Origin of the sequence: Aquabacterium sp., from assembly GCF_036279675.1 — a bacterium.
Lineage (GTDB): Bacteria > Pseudomonadota > Gammaproteobacteria > Burkholderiales > Burkholderiaceae_C > Aquabacterium.
On the sequence record NZ_DASUIS010000106.1, the window covers coordinates 16,425 to 35,300 of the forward strand.

Consider the following 18,876-nt stretch of genomic DNA (forward strand, 5'->3'; position numbering starts at 1 on the left):
CTCGCCCTCAAGACTTGCCGGATGCGGCTTTGGCGCGCGAATGCGCCAGCAGCTTGAGCACGGCGGTGGACGCCAGCCTGGTGCGCACGGAGTCAGCGCGGCTGGTCAGCACGATGGGCACGCGCGTGCCGAGCACGATGCCGGCGCTGTCAGCCCCCGCCAGATACTGCAGCTGCTTGGCCACCATGTTGCCCGCTTCGATATTGGGCACCACCAGGATGTCGGCCAGGCCGGCCACCGGCGAGTTGATGTGTTTGGTGCGCGCGGCTTCCACGCTCACGGCGTTGTCGAAAGCCAGGGGGCCGTCCACCAGACCGCCGGTGATCTGGCCACGGTCAGCCATCTTGCACAACATGGCCGCGTCAATCGTGGCTGGCATCTCGGGGTTGACCGTCTCGACGGCGGCCAGGATGGCCACGCGCGGCTCGGGCACTCCCAGCACATGGGCCAGGTCGATCGCGTTCTGCACGATGTCGACCTTGTCGACGATGGTGGGCGCCACGTTCACGGCGGCATCGGTCACCAGCAGCATGCGCGGGTAGGTGGGCACGTCCATCACGAAGACATGGCTGATGCGGCGCCCCGTGCGCAAGCCTGTGGCAGAGGGCACCACGGCGCCCATCAGCTCGTCGGTGTGCAGACTGCCCTTCATCAGGGCCTGGACCTCGCCGTTGCGGGCCAGTGCCACGGCCTGCTCCGCGGCAGCGTGGCTGTGTTCGGTATCCACCAGGCGGTAGGCCGAGATGTCCCAACCACCCGCCTTGGCCACGGCTTCGATCTTCGCGCGGGGGCCGACCAGCACGGGGGCGATCAGGCCGTGCTTCGCAGCCTCCAGCGCACCAGCCAGCGAATCGGCATCACATGGGTGCACCACCGCACAAGGAACGGGCGGCTGGTTTTCACAAGCAGCAAACAGGCGGCCGAACACGTCATTGCGCCGCAGGATCACGGCAGCTTGCTCGCGTTGGTCCACAGTCTGGTTGCGCGTAGGCGCCACCACCGTCACCCGGCCGTTGAGCAGCACCGTCTCACCACGGGTCACCACACAATCCAGCAGCAGGCGATCGGGGGGCAGCTTGTTCACCACGGTGACCTTGGCCTGCAACTGGTCGCCCATGCTGACCTGCCCTGCGTACTCCAGATGATGGCCCACGATATTCGTGCCGGGGCCAGGCAGGCGGCGCTTGATCACGCCGTGGATGAGCGCCTCCGCACTCACACCCTCGCAGACGGGGTCCCTCAGGCCCGCAGGCTGACCATCCGCCGCCAGCCAGGAGGCGTCACCCGACACCAGGGCCAGCAATTCCACATCGTCGCGTGTGACGCTGTAGTCCACGCACACGCTGGCCCCCACGTCAATCTGGTCATAGGTCTGGTTGCTGAAGGAGGTCACGGCGGTCAAATCGTTCATGGTTGGCTGCGCCCATGTTCTGCGGCAATGATGACAAGCATAGGTCAGGAAGGCCTGCTTGCTTGTGGCCAGATGCACTCACTTGATGCAGGTCCAGATATTGCCAGTACCTGATCGCCTGCGTACAGTGCGCTGGACGGTCCATTTCAAGGCGGATGCAAGGTGAGTGAATCCAAGATCGAGGTCTACAAGGCGCCCGCCGGTGGCTGGGGGGCCTTGCGCAGTGTGGCGAAACAGCTGCTGCAGCACCGCATTGCCGCCAAAGGCGCCCGCACCCTGCTGTCTGCCAACCAGCCTGACGGCTTTGATTGCCCCGGTTGCGCCTGGCCGGACCGTGAGCACACGTCCACTTTCGAGTTCTGCGAAAACGGCGTCAAGGCGGTGGCCGCCGAAGCCACGGCAGAGCGAGCCACCCCGGAACGCATCGGCCAGCGCACGGTGACGGAGATGCTGGCCTGGACCGACCACGCGCTCGAAGACATGGGCCGCCTGACCGAGCCCCTGCTGTACGACGCCAGCACGGACCGCTACCGCGCCACAACCTGGGATGAGGCCTTCACCCTGATCGCGCAACACTTGCAGGCCCTGCCCTCGCCAGATCAGGCCATCTTCTACACCTCCGGGCGCACCAGCAACGAGGCGGCTTTCCTGTACCAGTTGTTCGTGCGCGAATACGGCACCAACAACTTCCCCGACTGCTCGAATATGTGCCACGAGCCCAGCGGCATGGGCCTCAAGGAGAGCGTGGGTGTGGGCAAAGGCACCGTCACGCTGGAGGATTTCCAGCTGGCAGATGCCATCCTGATCTTCGGACAGAACCCCGGCACCAACCACCCGCGCATGCTGGGCGAACTGCACGCCGCTGCCCGGCGAGGCGCCCGCATCCTGAGCTTCAACCCTTTGCGCGAGCGCGGGCTGGAGCGCTTTGCGGATCCGCAGAACCTGCTGGAGATGGCCACACTGAGCGGCACGCCCATCACGTCGGACTATTTCCAGCTGCGCGTGGGCGGCGACATCGCGGCCATCAAGGGCATCTGCAAGGCCCTGTTCGAACTGGACGATGCCGCACTGGCCGAAGGCCAGCCCCGGGTGCTGGACATCGATTTCATCGCCGCGCACACCAGTGGCTTCGACACCTTCGAGGCCGATGTGCGCAGCGAACAGTGGGCCTTGCTGGAAGCCGAATCTGGCCTGAGCGAAGCCCAGTTGCGCGCGGCCGCCACCGTCATGGCCACGTCGGACAAGGTCATCGCGTGTTGGGGCATGGGCATTACCCAGCACCGCCATGGTGTGGCGGCCGTTCAGATGATCAGCAACCTGCTGCTGATGCGTGGCCACATCGGCCAGCCCGGCGCTGGCCTGTGCCCCGTACGCGGCCACAGCAACGTGCAAGGCGACCGCACCATGGGCATCTACGAAAAGCCGTCCGAGGCCTTTCTGGATCGGCTTGGGCAGGTCTTCGCGTTCGAGCCGCCGCGCCATGAGGGTTTTGACACCATCGGTGCCATCGAAGCCATGCGCGATGGTCGCGCCAGCGTGTTCTTCGGCATGGGTGGCAACTTTGCCGCCGCCACGCCCGACACCGAGGCCACACACGCCGCCCTCAGGCGATGTGCCCTGACGGTGCACGTGGCCACCAAGTTCAATCGCAGCCACGTGGTGCACGGGCGCGAAGCCCTGGTCCTGCCCTGCCTGGGGCGCACCGAGATCGACGTGCAGGCGGGCGGCCCGCAACACGTCAGCGTGGAAGACTCGATGAGCAAGGTGCACCTGTCTGCGGGCATCAACGCACCCGCATCGCCCCATCTGCTGTCCGAACCCATGATCGTGGCCCGGCTGGCCGAGCTCACCTTGCCCCACAGCCGCACACCGTGGCGATGGCTGGTGCAAGACTACGACCGCATCCGTGATCGCATCGCCGACGTGTTCGACGAGTTCAAGGACTTCAACGAGCGTGTGCACAAGCCCGGCGGCTTTCGCCTGCGCAACACCGCCAGCGAACGCGTGTGGATGACCAGCACGGGCAAGGCCCGCTTCATGCCCCATGCCGTGCCTGTGGACACCGCCTTGCACAAGGCGCGCGCCGAACTGGGCGCCGACGTGTTCACGCTGACCACCATCCGCGCCCACGACCAGTACAACACGACCGTGTATGGCCTGGATGATCGCTATCGCGGCGTGTACGGGCAGCGACGGGTGCTGTTCATCAACCCCGCCGACCGCGCAGACAGGGGATGGCCCGCTGGCGCCTGGGTCGACATCCGCAGCTGGGCGGAGGATGGGCAAGCGCGGCAGGCGCGGCAATTCAAGCTGGTGGACCATGACATCCCGCGCGCCTGTGTGGCCGCCTATTACCCCGAGACCAACGCGCTGGTGCCACTGGAGAGCCATGCCATCGGGGCACGCACACCCACGTCCAAGTCGATACCTGTGCGCCTGCACCCTTGCGATGCGCCGGCAGAGGCCTGCGCCACATGAACGGCCACGCCACACGCTCAGCCCAGGTGCTGCGGCACCGGGCCGACCAGACGGACTGGGCTACCGATGAGGTCATCTGCGAACGCCCCGTGGCCATGGTCTTCAACGGCATCTCGCACGCGGTGATGATGGCCACGCCCACCGAGCTGGAAGACTTCGGCCTGGGCTTTGCCTTGTCGGAAGGCCTCATTGCCACGCCCGCCGATTGCCACGACATCGAGCTGCATGACAGCGACATGGGCACCGAAGTGCGCATGCAGATCAGCCAGCGCGCCTTCGCGGCCCTGCAGGCACACCGGCGCACGCTCAGCGGCCGAACGGGCTGCGGCCTGTGCGGCCTCGACAGCCTGCAAACACTGCAGGGCCAGCTCCCTGAGCCCATTTCCAGATCGGGCAGGCCAGCTAACCCATCTGCCGACCTCATCCTTCAAGCCATGGGCGCCCTGCAAGCCAGGCAGGCGTTGCAAACCGACACGGGCGGCTGCCACGCGGCGGCCTGGGCTGACCTGAAAGGCGAGGTCCAGCTGGTGTGCGAGGACGTCGGCCGCCACAACGCCCTGGACAAGCTCATCGGCAAGCTGGCGCGTTCGCCCTGGGCCCCTGATCAGGGGTTTGTGGTGATCACCAGTCGGGCCAGCCACGAGCTGGTCAGCAAATGCGCGCGCATCGGCATTGGCACCCTGGCGGCCATCTCCGCGCCCACGTCCATGGCCATTGATCTGGCCTTCAGCACAGGCCTGGCGCTATACGGTTTTTGCCGCGGCGACCAGGCCGTGCACTACACCGCCCGCCTCAAGACGGACTGTTGACATTGAAGGCGCCCATCGCGCCACCGGTGAGCGCTGGCTCCAACGCCAGTTCGGTACGGTTGCGCCCCAGTGCCTTGGCCCGGTAAAGCGCCTCGTCCGCCCGCTCGATGGCTTTGTCCATCGCCTCCAGCGGCATCAACTCGGCCACGCCGGCTGAAAACTGCACACGCAGATCAGGCGCCTGTTGCGGGCCTGCCGCTTTCGCCAGACCGTCACGCACCCGCTCCATGGCCGTCACGGCCTGATCGACCTGGGTGCCCGTCAGCAGGACCAGAAACTCCTCGCCCCCCCAGCGGGCTACCAGATCGGTTTCGCGCAGCACCTTGCGCACCTCCTGGGAGAACAGGCGCAGGACGTCATCACCCACGGCATGACCATGGGTGTCGTTGATGCGTTTGAAGTGATCCAGATCGATCAAGGCCAGCGAACACCCTGAGCCGTTGCGGGACTGCAGCTTGACGTGGTGCATGATCATGTCGCGCATGCAACGGCGATTGAGCAAACCTGTCAGCTCATCCCGGTCTGCCAGAGTCTTGATGTGCTCCAGCGCCTTGATCAGGTCATCCTTTTGCTGGTGCAGCTTGGCGCGCATGCTGGTGAGCTGCGCCCCGAGCAAGGACACCGGCGGCAGAATCGTCAACAGCACGATGAAGTGAACCAGTTCGGTCGTCGGGTCATAAGTCTGCGGCCAGAGGATGCCCAGCATGGTCGTGGTCACACCCATCACCAGCAAGGCATTCACGCTGACGAACAACTGTCCGCGCAACTTGAGCTTGAACATCGCGAAGAACAGGATGATGACCTGCAGGGACAGCATCGCGCCCCGCACCGGGCTCATCACCGCGTAGAACAGCGCGCCCGAGAACTGTGCGGCCACGATCTGGGAGCCCGTCAGCGACGGATCTTGAAAGCGGCGGTTCCAACCACTGCGCAGCGCGCCGTAGTAGCTGAGCGCGATCAGCAAGCTCGTGATTTCATACACGCGCACGCCAGCATGTGAAAGCTGCCACCGGCGCAAGCCGAACTCGCAAAGCAACCACCCGACGGCATACACAAAGGTGGCCAGCAAGGAGCGGCCAATCCGAACCCTTTGCTTGGGATCGTCGGTCAATACCGCGTTCAGCAGCATGGACAGGACAAACCGCCGTGCACGAGGTGCACCGGCATCCCCCGGCTGTGTATGGGTGACTGATTCAGGCATGACAAGATGGTGTCGGCACGCGAGACCCGGCCTTGAGATGCAGAAACAGGCCTGCTTGATCAAGCCAGGGCGAAGCGTGAACAGGAACACGCAGGCCATGGTTTAGCGCTGCTTAAGCGCAGGCAAGGAATCATCGTTTGTCACACCCTTGGCCGGGTCATAGAGTCGAGCCCGCTCATGGTCAGCTCGGTCGTGAGGCTTGCCCAAGGCGCACCAACGATGTCTCTCTCCTCCCCCTCGTCCACACTTCGAACAGGTCGTTCTGCCTCGTTCAACTGGCTGCCCACGCTTTACGTGCTGCTCATCGCCCTGATCATGTCGGGCACGGGCTGGTTGGCCTTGCGCGAAGGCAGCACACGCTACCTGCTGCCGTTCAGGACCGACCATGTGGCCGAACAGGCCAGCCTGCAGGCACAACTGCTGAGGCAACACCCCACGATGGAGAACATTGAGAAGTACAGCCCCGAACTGGCCACGCTGACCAAAGGGACGGATGCCCGGCGCTTCGTGGACTCGAAGCTGATCGAGCATGGCGTCTACCTCGCCCGGATGCCCCGCCTCAACCAGATCCTGCTGACAGCCCACATCTTCACGGGTGTGGCCTGCATGCTGCTGGGAGGGTGGCAGTTCTGGCCCGCCTTACGACAGCGCTTCATGCGCCTGCACCGCCTGATCGGCGGCATCTATGTGCTGACCGTGCCAATCTCGGTGCTCTTGTCCTTTGCCTATCTGGCCGTGACGGCGCCCCACAATCTGTACACGCGGCTCACCGCCTGGGTAGCGCTGTGGCTGTTCGGTACGGTGGCGCTCTGGTCGGTTGGCTCGGCCGTGCACGCGCTGAAACAACGTCGCATCCACGAGCACATGGGCTACATGGCCCTGTCTTTCGCCTGCATGCTGGTGGCGCCCATGCTGCGCCTGAACTGGGTGATGCTGGCCTGGCTGTTCCCGCACATCGATCAGGAAACCCTGAGCCTGGTGACCATGGGCATCATGATGCCGGAGTGCCTGCTCATTGGTTACGGCCTCATCCAGGCCAACCGCCAATACGACCGTGCCATGACGCGCCGTACCGTGTCCGCACTGCCCGGCGCCTTGTTGCAAGGCTTCCAGCGTGCCATGCCCCTCTGGTATGCACTGGCTGCGGGCCTGCTCGTGATCAGCCTGACGCACTTTGCCGCTGGCCTGGGCATGTCCGGCACCGAGAGCGCACGCAAGCTGGTGAATGCCGCCCTGCTGGATCGCGAAGGCCTGGTGCTGCAAGCACACACCGGGGTGCGTATCGTCTTCGCGCTGTCATCCAGCCTGGCCTTGCTGCTTGGCCTGCATCTGTTCAATCGATTGTTGAACCTGGCCCCAACTACCGTGCTGGCGGGCAGCCTGAAGGCCCAGGCGCGCATGATGCTGATGCTGTCGATGATGGCAGGGGCCAGCGCCACCTACCTGGGTTGGCACATCGGCCTGGCCCCCTCGCAGCAGTGGCTCTCTGGTGGCACGCTCTACACCACCAGCGGCCTGTTGATCTTGCTGTTCTCTGCGGTACTGACGGGCAACCTGGTCAAGGGCCATCTGGCCATGTTGAAGGAGAGCCTGGCCTTCCTGCTTTGCCTGCTGCCCTTCGCGCCGCTGCTGCTGATCAATCTCTGGGTGCTGCAATGGTTGCCCATCCCCGCGGACTACATCCAGCAAGGGCAAGGCTATGTGCTGGCGGCTGGCTCATGTGGCACGCTGATGTTTGCCGCCATGTTTTATGCCGTGCTGGGCCAGGCCAGCCGAGAACACGGTTGAAGCCCATGAAAAAGCCAACTCTGTTTGTCGATGCAGCGCCTGGCATCCGCCTGGCCGTCCATACCTGGGGTCAGCCCCCCACAGCCACGCAACCGCGTGAGACCCTGCTCTTGCTGCACGGCTTCCCCGACCGCGCCGTGTTCTGGGAAAAGGTAGCGGCGCAGCTGTCCGCGTCCTTCTACGTTGTGGCCTACGACATGCGCGGCTGTGGTGACTCCACCCCCATCACGGGCCGCCGCCACTACCACTACACCCCGCTGATCAATGACCTGTATGCCGTGATCAAGGCGGTGAGCCCCACACGCAAGGTGCATCTGGTGGGGCACGACTGGGGTGCACTGTATGGATGGGACGCCATCTTCGATCCCCGTGCAGCCAGGCACATTGCCTCCTTCGTGACCATGGCCCCCAGCCTCAATCAGGTAGGCCACTGGATGCGCAAGCGCCTGCTGCACCCAAGCCCCGGCAACCTGGGACAACTGCTGCACCAGGCCATGATCAGCAATGGTCTGATGACCTTCTTCACGCTGCCCATCCTGCCAGAGCTGATGTGGCGATCCGGTGTGGCCATGAAGATGTTCCACTTCTTCATGAAGCGCTTCGAGCACCTGCCTTACGAACCTCTTGAGGGCGTGCCAGACGACGCCATACGCTACCTGGGGATCTACCGAGCCAACCTGCTGCAGCAAGTGATGCGTCCTCAGCCCGTCCGGACCACGCCCATCCCTGTTCATACCCTGATCGCCACCCGCGACCCCTTTCTGCCCCCACGCGTTTTCGAGGGATGCCGGCAGTGGGCCACGCGATACAGCGAAAGCCATGTGGATGCGGCCCACTGGGCACCGCTGAGCCAACCGGTGGCCCTGGCCCACACCCTGGCCGACATGGCCCGAGCTTATCCAGCCTGCACGCCACAGACAGCATGACCAGCCATAATCAAGGGAGTCAGGTCAACGGGGCGCCTCGCCCACTTCGCATGCAGAAACCGCCGCCGCTTCAGTTGCTGCCCGCTTTCGAAGCGGCCTCCCGGCTCTCGAGTTTCAGCAAGGCCGCAGCCGAACTGCACCTGACCACGGCGGCCATCAGCCAGCAGATCAAGCAACTGGAAGGGCATCTGGGCATGCCACTTTTTCGGCGCCTGACCCGACGTGTCGAGCTGACCGAAGCAGGTACGGCCTTCGCCGAGGTCGTGAGCCAGACGCTCCATACTTATCGAGCAGGGCATGCCGACCTGCTACATCGGCACACACGTCCGGTGTTGCGCATGAGCGCTTCCGTGTACGTGACGCACGAACTACTGATCCCTCGTCTGGGCACGTTTCAAAAGGTGCACCCACACATCGACATCCGGCTGGAAGCCAATATGGAGCTGGTCGACTTCGAGCATGACCCGATTGACGCGGCGATCAGACTGGGCAGCGGCAACTGGCCGGGCCTGGAAGCGCTGCCTCTGTGCACCTGCCAGGCTGCGCTGGTAGCTTCGCCCGATCTGCTCAAGCGCCTGCCCGTTGCGTCACTGGCCGATCTGAAGCGCCACACCCTGATTCATCCACGCACCAGCAACACCGACTGGGACATGGTCGCGCGCTTCGCCAACCTGCCCCGCGTGGAACGCCAAGGCGACCTGGTGCTGGACTCGGACCTGGCCGCCATCAAGGCCGCCGAGGCCGGGCTGGGGGTCACCCTGGCGGTGATGCCCAAAGGCACATCCCAACTGCATGGGCGGCGATTGAACACGATCATGGCGCCGATGGACCTGCCCATACAGCTCTACTTTGTGTTCCGGCCCAACGATGGCAAGGAAGCCCTGTTGATGCTGCTGTACCGATGGATCAAGCAAACCGTCGATGAACTCTCGGCTGTCTGAAGCAGGTCAGGCGGCCTGAACCGCCTGCTCGGCCCACTGCCGGGCTTCGTTGCGATAGCTGGTGAGCGCATCTGGCTGGATGCCCAGCGAGCTTGCCAACTGCATGGCCCGCTGAACCTGACAACGCTCCACCGCCAGTGCCAGCAAGAGGAATCGGCCATAGGGCCCCTCGCTGCTGAGCAACACATCCTTCACCACCGCCGGCAGGGTCAGGTCCTTGAGCACGGTGGCCATGGGCAGGCCCAGCAAGGTGTCGATGAAGGACAGCAAGCCGACCAGGAACAGCTCATCGGCATGCTGACGAGAACCCACCGCCAGGCCCGCCTTTTCCAGGAAGCTGGCTCGGGCCAGCGCCACTTCCAGCAAGGCCTCATCCCGGGCCTGGTCCGTGCCGACGCGGAACAAGGACACCGCCAGCCAGCGGTACAAAGTCTCACGCCCCAGCACCACGATGGCCTGATCGATCCCTGTCAAGGGCGCCTTAAGGCCGTAAGCGGGCGAGTTGGCCATCGACAGCAGGTGAACCGCCACTCCTGGATCGCGCTTGGCCACGGCAGCCAGCGCCTCTGCATCCCCGTCGTTGCGCACCAGATTGAGCATGTCCATCAGCACCATACGGCTGTCCGACATCTTCTCGCCGTACTCTCGCTCGTCGATGGTGGATAGAAAGTAGCCCATGGCGAACTCGATGCCCATGGCCACACACATGTGGCGCACAGGCCAGGTTGCCACGTTGTCGACGACGATGACCACATGAGGGCAGGCTTCCTGCAGCGCGATCACCAGTTGTTCGAATGATTCGACGGGCTGCGCGCTGATGTCGACGATGGCATGCGTGGCCAACGCCAAGGCTGGCGCAAGCGCAGGCAGGTTCGATATGTCCTCGACCGACAAGGCCAGGCCGGCGCCCTTGTCGCGCAGCGCCTTGAGCGAGGGAAGGCTGGATGGCGCAACCAATTGCGCCGTCCTTGCCAGCACGTGAAAAACAGTTCCCTGCGCCACCAGTTCCGTGAAATCCACACCCAGGCCATCTTCCAGCCTGAGAGAGATGACGGCTGTTCTGCGTTCGGCCAGGGCTTTCACATGTGCCTCGTGCAACGCTGCCAGGTAACGGCCCATCGAGACCTCGGCACCGTCCTCGGGCACCCCGCAACTGAAACGATACCCAGCCAGACGCCCCGTGCTGTCGAGCATTTCTTCACGCAACAGCATCAAGCCGGGAGGCTTGTGCACAACCGGAACGGCCAACTGCTGGGGCTCGACGCGCACGGATGGCTGCACGAGCGCCACCTGGCTGCCTGTGCAACGAAACAGCTTCTGAAAGAAGTGAAGCAAGCCCATGAGCAAGTCGCCCCTGCCTTGTCGGGAATCGATCCCTGTTTAGGTCGGCACACGAATCACTTTATGAAGAAGCGCGATGAGATCTTCGGGGCATTCGGCCAAATTGTGCCGCCTTGTAAACGTAGTCCGAACGGATCACACACCTTTAAGCCCATGCCACAACAAGGCCCGAGCATGAGGACCTGCTCATATCCGAACCAACATGACCGCGCCAAGCCGCCCGCCCAACCCCGCCCCCGCTCGCCCCAAGCCGATCCGGTGGCGTCACGTGGCCGGGGTGCTGCTCACCCTGTCGCTGAGCGCCTACATCGACCTCGCCACAGGCTACGAGGTCTCGGTCTTTCTGCTCTACATGCTGCCAGTAGCCCTGGCCACGCGCTGGCTGGGGGTGCGGGCTGGCGTGCTCACAGCCACGCTGGCCACCGCCCTGTGGGTCGTGGCGGACACCGGAAGCGGTCACCGCTACAGCCATGACTGGTTCCTCTACGTCAACGCCGTGAATCGCTGGGTGTGTTTCATGTTGACGGTGGCCCTCATCCGCTACCTGAAGGTACGCCGAGAGGCCTTGCTCAAGCAAGTCAGGGCACTGACAGGAGACATGACCGTCTGCCACACCTGCCAGCGCGTGGGCGCGCAGGATGGCTACTGGCGCCCCTTCGAGAACTACCTGATCGAAGTCGCCCAGGCCGACGTGCATCACAAGGTCTGCCCGGACTGCGCACGCCGCCAGTACGCGCGCGCCTCTTACCGATCGCAATCCGAACAAGTTGGCTGAGCCCCTCCCCATGTCTTTTCGCATCCTGCACTGCATCTCTTCGGTCGACCCCAGAAAAGGTGGCCCGATAGAGGGTCTCAAGCAACTGTCGACCATCAACCAGCAACAGGGCCACCAGGTCGAGGTTCTGTGCCTGGACAAACCCGATGACCCTTGGGTGCGCGACTGCCCCCTGCCCTGTCATGCCATGGGGCCGACCTACATCGGCAGCTATCAGTACAGCCCGCGCTGGGTGCCCTGGCTCAAGGCCAATGCGCATCGCTTTGACGCTGTCATCGTCAACGGAATCTGGCAGTACCACACCTACGGCACCTGGCAAGCCTTGCGCAACACGGCGACGCCCTACTTCGTGTTCACACACGGCATGCTGGACCCCTGGTTCAAACGCACCTATCCGCTCAAGCATCTCAAGAAGTGGTTGTTCTGGCCCTGGGCTGAATACCGCGTGCTGCGCGATGCCACCGCCGTGATGTTCACCTGCGAAGACGAGCGACGCCTGGCGCGACAGTCCTTCTGGCTGTACAAGTGCGATGAATACGTCGTGAACTACGGCACGAGTGCGCCCCCCGATCAGGTCGAGCTGCAAAAGGCAGCCTTCGAGCTGCGCTTCCCCGCCCTGACCGGCAAGCGCCAGTTGCTGTTTCTGGGGCGTGTGCATGAGAAGAAGGGCACGGACATCCTCTTCAAGGCCTTCGCCGCCCTGCGCCAGCGGGATCCCGCGCAACTGTCCGATGTCCAACTGGTCATGGCGGGCCCCGCCGACCACGATTACGGCCAGCAGATGCAGACTCTGGCCAGCGATCTGGGGTTGCAGGAGCACGTGACCTGGACAGGCATGTTGAGCGGTCACGAAAAGTGGGGCGCCTTCCGTTGCGCCGACGCCTTCATCCTGCCGTCTCACCAGGAGAACTTCGGTATCGCCGTGGCCGAAGCACTGGCATGCGGCCTGCCCGTGCTGATCTCCAACCAGGTCAACATCTGGCGAGAGATCCAGCAGGCCGAAGGTGGTCTGGTGGACGTGGATACCCAGGAAGGCACGGAGCGCCTGATCACGCGATGGCTGGAGACACCACCCGAGACATGGGCCCGCATGCGCATCAATGCCGAACACTGCTTCAAGCAGCGCTTCCTCATCGACCGCACCGCCGAATCGTTCATCGACGCGATGGAAGTCTTCGGCATGAGGCGCAACGATCGATCCAACCAGTTGGCAACCAACTGAAGGCGTCTCACCTGATGTCTTGTGACGAGCGCATGACAAAAGTCCGTTCGATCCCCTTTCAAATCGGGGGTGACACAAAGCATGATCCATTCGGTTCTGACTACGTCTTGTAATAATCCATCCGTAGACTGCTTCGCATCGGGTCACTAGGCCCTTGCCGGAGTCTCGGGATGCCCTCCTCTTCCCCGTTCAGTCTGCTTGCTCTCATCGCCGATCGCTCGCTTGCCACCACCACCTGGATCGGGAGCGTCGCATGACTTTCAAGCAGATCATGGCCGTGCTGCGCGCGCGCTGGTGGGTGGCCCTGAGCGTGGCTGCATTCACCATGACGGTCGCTGCGCTGATCACCTGGACCACACCCAAGACCTATGTGGCCACCGCCTCGGTCTTGCTGGACGTCAAGAACGCAGACCCCATCGTGGGCATGGTCTCGCCATCGATGGCCACGCCAGCTTTCCTGGTGACACAGGTCGACATCCTCAAAAGCAAGCGCGTCGGCATGAAGGTCATCCGCAACATGCGCCTGCAGGAATCCGACGAGATGCGCCGCCGCTGGAAAGCGGAGACCAAAGGCACGGGCGATTTTCAAGGCTGGCTGGCGACGCTGCTTCAAAACAGCATGGACGCACGCCCCTCGCGTGGCTCCAACGTCATCTTCGTGACCTACAAGGCCGCGTCACCCGAGTTTGCGGCAGCCGCAGCCAATGGCTTCGTTCAGGCTTACCTGGAGACCGTGCTGGAGTTGCGCACCAATCCTGCCAAGGCTTCCAAGGACTTCTTCGACGCGAACGCCCGATCGGCACGCATGGCGCTGGAAAGCGCGCAGGCGCGCCTGTCCGACTATCAGAAGAGCCAGGACCTGCTGGTCACCGATGAACGACTGGATGTGGAGACGTCTCGCCTCAACGAGCTGTCCAACCAGCTGGTGCTGATGCAGTCCGCCGTGGCTGACTCCAGCAGCAGGCAAGCCGCCGCCAATGCGCAAGGCGACCGCTCACCCGATGTGATGGCCAATCCGCTCGTGGCCTCGCTCAAGGCCGACCTGCTGCGCCAGCAGACCTCGCTGGAACAGCTGTCCACGCGACTGGGTGAATCCCATCCTGCCGTGCAGGAGCTGCGCACGGGCATCGAGGACACCTCTCGCAAGCTGGAAGCGGAGGTCCGCCGCGTCACGGGCAGCGTCGGGGTTGGCAACAGTGTGAACATCTCGCGCGTCGCCCAGGTCAAGGCCAGCCTGGAGGCCCAGCGCCTCAAAGTGATGAAGTTGAAGGCGATTCGCGACGAGGCGGCCATCCTCCAGCGTGACGTGGACAGCGCACAGCGCACCTATGACGGCGTGCAGGCCCGCATGAGCAACACCAATCTGGAGAGCCAGGCCAACCAGGCCAACGTGACCTCGCTGGAAACCGCTGTGGCACCAGCATTGCCCGACCTGCCTCGCGTGGGCACCAACATGGCCCTGGGTGCCTTGCTGGCTGTCTTGCTGGCCACCGCGGTGACCTTGCTGTTGGAGACCTGGGACCGGCGCTTCCGGATTCCGGAAGAAGCCGAGTGGCTGCTGCAACAACCCGTTCTGGGGCGCCTGCCCAGCTTCAGCAAGCTGATCAAGGACAGCGCCAAGCCCGGCCAGACGAACGCTCGCCCCTCCCCCGCCCTGCTGGCGTTGACATCCAAGACCTGAGCCGAGCAACACATGAACGCATTTGCACAAGACCGCGTGGACACCGCAGGCATCTCGACCATCGGCGACATCCTGCAAAAGTCCAAGGGCCTGAGCGCCGAGCAGGTCAATCTCGCTCTCCAGTACCAGCGCGAACACGGCGTGCGCTTTGGCGAAGCGGTCGTGGCCATGGGCCTGGCCCGCCGCGAAGAAGTCGTGTGGGCGCTGTCTCAACAATTTCACTATCCCTACCTCCCCGAGTCGGAACGCAAGCTCCACCCCGATCTGGTGCTCGCCAACCAGCCCTTTGTGGAAGAGGTCGAGGCCTTTCGCGATCTTCGCTCCCAGCTGGTCATGGGCGTGATGGGTGACCCGGAACACCGATGCGCACTGGCCATCACCAGCTCGGATCAGGGCGACGGCAAAACCTTTGCCGCAGCCAATCTGGCGATCGCCTTCGCGCAGTTGCCGGGACGCACCTTGCTGATCGACGCGAACCTGCGCTCGCCACGACTCCACCAGATCTTCGGTGTGAAGTCCACGCCGGGCCTCAGTGGCGTGCTGGCCGGTCACCACGAACAACAGGCGATCTCCCCCATCAAGCAGATGCCCAATCTGTACCTGATGGCGGCAGGCGCCATCGCCCCCAACCCCGCTGAACTGCTGCAACAGGCCACCTTCGGTTTCCTCTTGCGCGAACTGCTCGACAAGTTCGACCACGTGCTGGTCGACACACCCTCTTATGCCGTGGGCTCCGATGCCCGCGTGATTGGCGTGCACTGCGGCGCGGCCCTCATCGTCGGGCGCAAGCATGCCAGCCGGGTACCACGCATGCAGACGCTTGTCACGATGTTGAACAAGAGCAAGGTCAAACTGGCCGGCATTCTGGTCAACGAGTTCTGATCCCTCATGCCGCAGATCATGTCCACCGCACCTGGCACTGCCCATCCGCCGCTCAGCGCGTCCTTTCCGATCGACCTGATCGGCATCGCGCTGGCCATGATGGCCATGTATGTGCCCACCTTGATGACGCTGTTTCAGGATGGCTCGGGGGCACTCTGGCGAGAAGGCGAACACAGCCACGGCCCCATCATGCTGGCACTGGCACTGTGGCTCACGCACACGAGATGGCAGGAATACGCGGCCATGCATGGCACCTTGCACGCGCGGTCGTCGGAACTCAGGGCGGCGTGGGGCTTCTTGATGCTCGGGGCCTTGATCTACACCTTGTCGCGCGCGCTGGGCATCATCTATCTCGAGGTGGCTTCATTCATCCCCATGCTGATGGGGATCATCGTCCTGCGTGGCGGCTGGCCCTTGTTGTCAGCCTTGAAGTTCCCCGTGTTCTTCTGCATCTTCATGGTGCCCTTGCCCGCGTTCATGATTGACGGCATCAGCCACTGGTTCAAGACCCAGGTGTCCATTGTCGTCGCCGACTTGCTGTGGAACCTGGGCTACCCCATCTCCAGATCGGGCGTGGTGCTCTCCATCGGCCCCTATCAACTACTGGTGGCCGACGCCTGCGCCGGCATGCGCACCCTGTTCATGCTCGAAGCCATGGGCATCTTCTACCTCAACGTGATCCGTCACAGCTCCATGTTGCGCAACGTGGGTCTGGCCATGTTGATCGTGCCCATCAGCTTCACAGCCAATTCGCTGCGCGTGATCGCGCTCACGCTGATCACCTTCTACTTCGGCGATGAAGCCGGCCAGGGCTTCATGCACGGCTTTGCCGGCATCGTGCTGTTCGCCACGGCCATGTTGCTGATGATGGGCGTGGACACCTTCCTGCGGTCTATTTCAAAGGCACCAGCCGAAACGGGAGCCCGCGCATGAGCCAGGTCTTGAACGCCTGGGTGGCCTCACCCGTCTTGCCGCGTCGGCGCTTCATGTTGGTCGTGGGCCTCATGCTGCTGGCCTTGCTGGCCGGCAAGCTGGCGCAGCCCAACCGTCTGTGGACCGAGGCCATCGGCAGCCCCGTTTACGCCAGCATGCTGCCCGATCACTTCGGAGACTGGCAACGATCGGACCTCGGCGTGCATGCGGTGGTCAACCCGGTTCAATCCGAAATGCTGGAGCGCATCTACAGCGAAACCGTTGCCGCCAGCTATGTCCAGAAGTCCACAGGGCGCGTGCTGATCCTGTCCATCGCGTACGGCCGCAACCAGTCGTCCGATACGCAGCTGCACACACCCGAGATGTGCTACGGCTCGCAAGGCTTCAAAGTGGGAGAAAGCCGGGTGGCCCATCTGAGCACGCCCTGGGGATCCCTGCCGGTTCGCCAGGTACCCACCACCCTGGGCAGCCGATCCGAGCCGCTCACTTACTTCGTGCGCAACTCACGTCGCGTGACCACGGACAGCTCCCTGTCGCGTAACCTGGCTCGCATGGAGGTGGCCTTGCGTGGCTACATCGGAGACGGCCTGCTGGTGCGCGTGTCAGAGATCACCGCGCGCGACGACGCCTTTGCCTTGCAGTCCGGCTTTCTTGGCGAGTTCCTGGCCGCACTGACACCTGCTCAGCGTGAGCTCTATATCGGCGCCAGCCTGCCGCCCGCACAGACTCGCCCATGAGCATGAGCCCGCTGATGTCCCGCATCATTGCAGCCATGGGGGCTGGCACGCTGGGGCAAGGCGTGAACATCGCCATCCAGTTGCTGTCCTTGCCAGTGTTCCTGCACTGGTGGGATCTGAGCCAGTACGGCCAATGGCTGATGCTGTCGGCCATGCCCGCCTACCTGTCCATGGCCGATGCAGGCATGGTGAGCACGGCCGGCAATCGGATGACCATGGCCATGGGACGGGGCGACGTCAAACAGGCCAACCGGGTCTTCCACAGCGCCACCGTGTTCATGATGCTGACCTGCGGTGCGCTGGGGGGCCTGTCGGTGTTGGCTGTGCTCGTGGTGGGCATACCGGGCGTGGATACGCTGGCCGAACGCGGCGCCTTGCTCTGCCTGTGTCTGGGCGTCCTGGTGAGCTTCGCGGGCGGCCTGGCTGATGCCGTGTTTCGAGCCAGTCACCGCTATGCCTTGGGCAACGCCCTGGGCACCCTCGTTCGCCTGGGCGAGTGGATCGGTTCCATCATCGGCCTGTGGCTGAGCCAGGATCTGTTCGCGGTGGCCTTAGGGGGCTTGCTGTGGCGCATCGCCGGTACGGTGATGATGGCCGCGTGGAGTCGCAGCCAGGCCATGGGCCTGACCTGGGGGGTGCACGACGCCCACGTCCAGGAAGTCCGCAGCATGGCCAGGCCGGCCTTGTCCTTCATGCTCTTCCCGGTCTCCAATGCCATCACCTTTCAAGGCCTGACGCTCTTGACGGGGCACCTGCTCGGCCCCGCGATGGTCGCCGTGTTCAACACCTATCGCACCCTCGCCCGCGTCGCCGTGCAGGTCACGGCCACACTCAGCCACGCCTTGTGGTCGGAGTTCTCTCGCTTGTTTGGTCAAGGTGGTGCACCGGCCATGCTGGGCCTCTATACCCGTGCGGCACGCATCGGATTGATGGGCTCGGTGACCTTGAGCGGCACGCTTTATCTGGCGGGGCCGCATCTGCTGCACTGGTGGACGCATGGCGCCGTCCCAGGGAATGACGCCCTGCTGGCCTGGCTGCTGCTCTACGCCGCCGTATGCGGCGCCTGGCACATTCCTCGCGTGGCCCTCATGGCCACCAACCAGCACGATGGTCTGGCACAGGGCGTCGTGTTGATCAGCGCAGGTGGCTTCGTGCTGTCATGGTGCCTGGCGCGCTATTGGCAAGTGGAAGGCATCGCGGCAGGCATGGCCCTGGCCGAAATCGCCTGCGCCCTGTGGTGCGTACGGGCTTTGCAGAAGGTCATGGCCCCGCGGGAGGCCTGGGCATGAAAGTGGTCTTGAGCACGCCAGGGCGCTTCCACACCTTCGACCTGGCCCGACAGCTGCATCAACGCGGCGCCTTGGGCACCGTGTTCAGCGGCTACCCTCGCTTCAAACTGAAGCAGGAGCGCCTGCCCGCCGACAAGATCCGGACCTGGCCCTGGTTGCAAACGCCCTATATGGTCGTCGCATGGCGCATGTCGCCCGCCATCAGGCGCGAATGGGAGTGGCTGGGGCAAAGGGCCATGGATGCCCATGTGGCGCGCAAACTGCCGCCGTGTGATGTGCTCGTGGCCCTGTCGGGTGGGGGCTTGAAGTCAGGCATGCAGGCACAAGCCCGCGGCGCCATCTACGTGTGCGACCGCGGCTCCGCGCACATCCGCACACAGGATCAGCTCATGCGATCAGAGGCCGAGCGCTGGGGCCTGCCCTTCGATGGCATCGACCCTCGCGTGATGGATCAGGAGGAGC

The 18,876-nt window shown here is 63.9% G+C and carries 16 protein-coding genes; 13 read left to right on the forward strand and 3 right to left on the reverse strand.

The features are described 5' to 3' along the window. Positions 1-7 precede the first annotated feature (7 nt). Entirely contained in the window at positions 8-1,411 is a 1,404-nt protein-coding gene (locus VFW93_RS12675; protein WP_329694353.1) for a bifunctional enoyl-CoA hydratase/phosphate acetyltransferase, read from the reverse strand. Between the two features lie 162 nt (positions 1,412-1,573). Here VFW93_RS12675 and VFW93_RS12680 point away from each other — a divergent pair, with 162 nt between their 5' ends. Beyond that, the gene (locus VFW93_RS12680; protein ID WP_329694354.1) at positions 1,574-3,889 is read left to right on the forward strand and encodes an FdhF/YdeP family oxidoreductase; all 2,316 of its coding nucleotides are present in this window, start codon (positions 1,574-1,576) and stop codon (positions 3,887-3,889) included. Then, on the forward strand, positions 3,886-4,698 hold the full coding sequence (gene fdhD / locus VFW93_RS12685) for a formate dehydrogenase accessory sulfurtransferase FdhD (RefSeq protein WP_329694355.1): 813 nt from the start codon (positions 3,886-3,888) through the stop codon (positions 4,696-4,698). Before VFW93_RS12680 ends, fdhD begins: the two co-directional genes overlap by 4 nt. On the opposite strand, the gene VFW93_RS12690 is transcribed toward fdhD, so the two are convergent. After that, positions 4,682-5,899, reverse strand: a complete 1,218-nt coding sequence (locus VFW93_RS12690; protein ID WP_329694356.1) for a GGDEF domain-containing protein — start codon at positions 5,897-5,899, stop codon at positions 4,682-4,684. The two genes, fdhD and VFW93_RS12690, sit on opposite strands and share 17 nt — an antisense overlap. 219 nt (positions 5,900-6,118) lie before the next feature. On the opposite strand from VFW93_RS12690, the gene VFW93_RS12695 reads away from it, so the two are divergent. The 3 genes from VFW93_RS12695 to VFW93_RS12705 are packed head-to-tail and all read left to right on the forward strand — an operon-like array spanning position 6,119 to position 9,554. Beyond that, positions 6,119-7,687, forward strand: coding sequence for a DUF2306 domain-containing protein (locus VFW93_RS12695; RefSeq protein ID WP_329694357.1), 1,569 nt, complete (start codon positions 6,119-6,121; stop codon positions 7,685-7,687). A 5-nt stretch (positions 7,688-7,692) separates the two neighbouring features. Beyond that, the gene (locus VFW93_RS12700; RefSeq protein ID WP_329694358.1) at positions 7,693-8,613 is read left to right on the forward strand and encodes an alpha/beta fold hydrolase; all 921 of its coding nucleotides are present in this window, start codon (positions 7,693-7,695) and stop codon (positions 8,611-8,613) included. A 50-nt stretch (positions 8,614-8,663) separates the two neighbouring features. After that, positions 8,664-9,554 carry a LysR substrate-binding domain-containing protein gene (locus VFW93_RS12705; RefSeq protein ID WP_329694359.1) on the forward strand — a complete coding sequence of 297 codons (891 nt, stop codon included), beginning with the start codon at positions 8,664-8,666 and terminating at the stop codon, positions 9,552-9,554. 6 nt (positions 9,555-9,560) lie between these two features. Here VFW93_RS12705 and VFW93_RS12710 read toward each other — a convergent pair whose 3' ends face one another. Beyond that, positions 9,561-10,895 carry an EAL and HDOD domain-containing protein gene (locus VFW93_RS12710; protein ID WP_329694360.1) on the reverse strand — a complete coding sequence of 445 codons (1,335 nt, stop codon included), beginning with the start codon at positions 10,893-10,895 and terminating at the stop codon, positions 9,561-9,563. Between the two features lie 202 nt (positions 10,896-11,097). On the opposite strand from VFW93_RS12710, the gene VFW93_RS12715 reads away from it, so the two are divergent. The 8 genes from VFW93_RS12715 to VFW93_RS12750 form a co-directional block, all read left to right on the forward strand. Continuing rightward, positions 11,098-11,670: a hypothetical protein gene (locus tag VFW93_RS12715; protein ID WP_329694361.1), complete on the forward strand. Its 573-nt coding sequence runs from the start codon at positions 11,098-11,100 to the stop codon at positions 11,668-11,670. 10 nt (positions 11,671-11,680) lie between these two features. Beyond that, positions 11,681-12,892, forward strand: a complete 1,212-nt coding sequence (locus VFW93_RS12720) for a glycosyltransferase (RefSeq protein WP_329694362.1) — start codon at positions 11,681-11,683, stop codon at positions 12,890-12,892. Between the two features lie 253 nt (positions 12,893-13,145). Then, on the forward strand, positions 13,146-14,573 hold the full coding sequence (epsF, locus tag VFW93_RS12725) for a chain length determinant protein EpsF (protein ID WP_329694363.1): 1,428 nt from the start codon (positions 13,146-13,148) through the stop codon (positions 14,571-14,573). Positions 14,574-14,585: 12 nt separating this feature from the next. Continuing rightward, positions 14,586-15,455: a polysaccharide biosynthesis tyrosine autokinase gene (locus VFW93_RS12730; protein ID WP_329694364.1), complete on the forward strand. Its 870-nt coding sequence runs from the start codon at positions 14,586-14,588 to the stop codon at positions 15,453-15,455. A gap of 18 nt (positions 15,456-15,473) precedes the next feature. Continuing rightward, entirely contained in the window at positions 15,474-16,388 is a 915-nt protein-coding gene (gene xrtB / locus VFW93_RS12735; RefSeq protein WP_329694365.1) for an exosortase B, read from the forward strand. Then, positions 16,385-17,125, forward strand: a complete 741-nt coding sequence (locus VFW93_RS12740; protein WP_329694366.1) for an exosortase C-terminal domain/associated protein EpsI — start codon at positions 16,385-16,387, stop codon at positions 17,123-17,125. Before xrtB ends, VFW93_RS12740 begins: the two co-directional genes overlap by 4 nt. A 14-nt stretch (positions 17,126-17,139) precedes the next feature. Next, the gene (locus VFW93_RS12745; RefSeq protein WP_329694367.1) at positions 17,140-18,414 is read left to right on the forward strand and encodes a hypothetical protein; all 1,275 of its coding nucleotides are present in this window, start codon (positions 17,140-17,142) and stop codon (positions 18,412-18,414) included. After that, a partial coding sequence (locus tag VFW93_RS12750) for a hypothetical protein (RefSeq protein ID WP_329694368.1) occupies positions 18,411-18,876 on the forward strand: 466 nt, incomplete at its 3' end. The genes VFW93_RS12745 and VFW93_RS12750, both read left to right, overlap by 4 nt.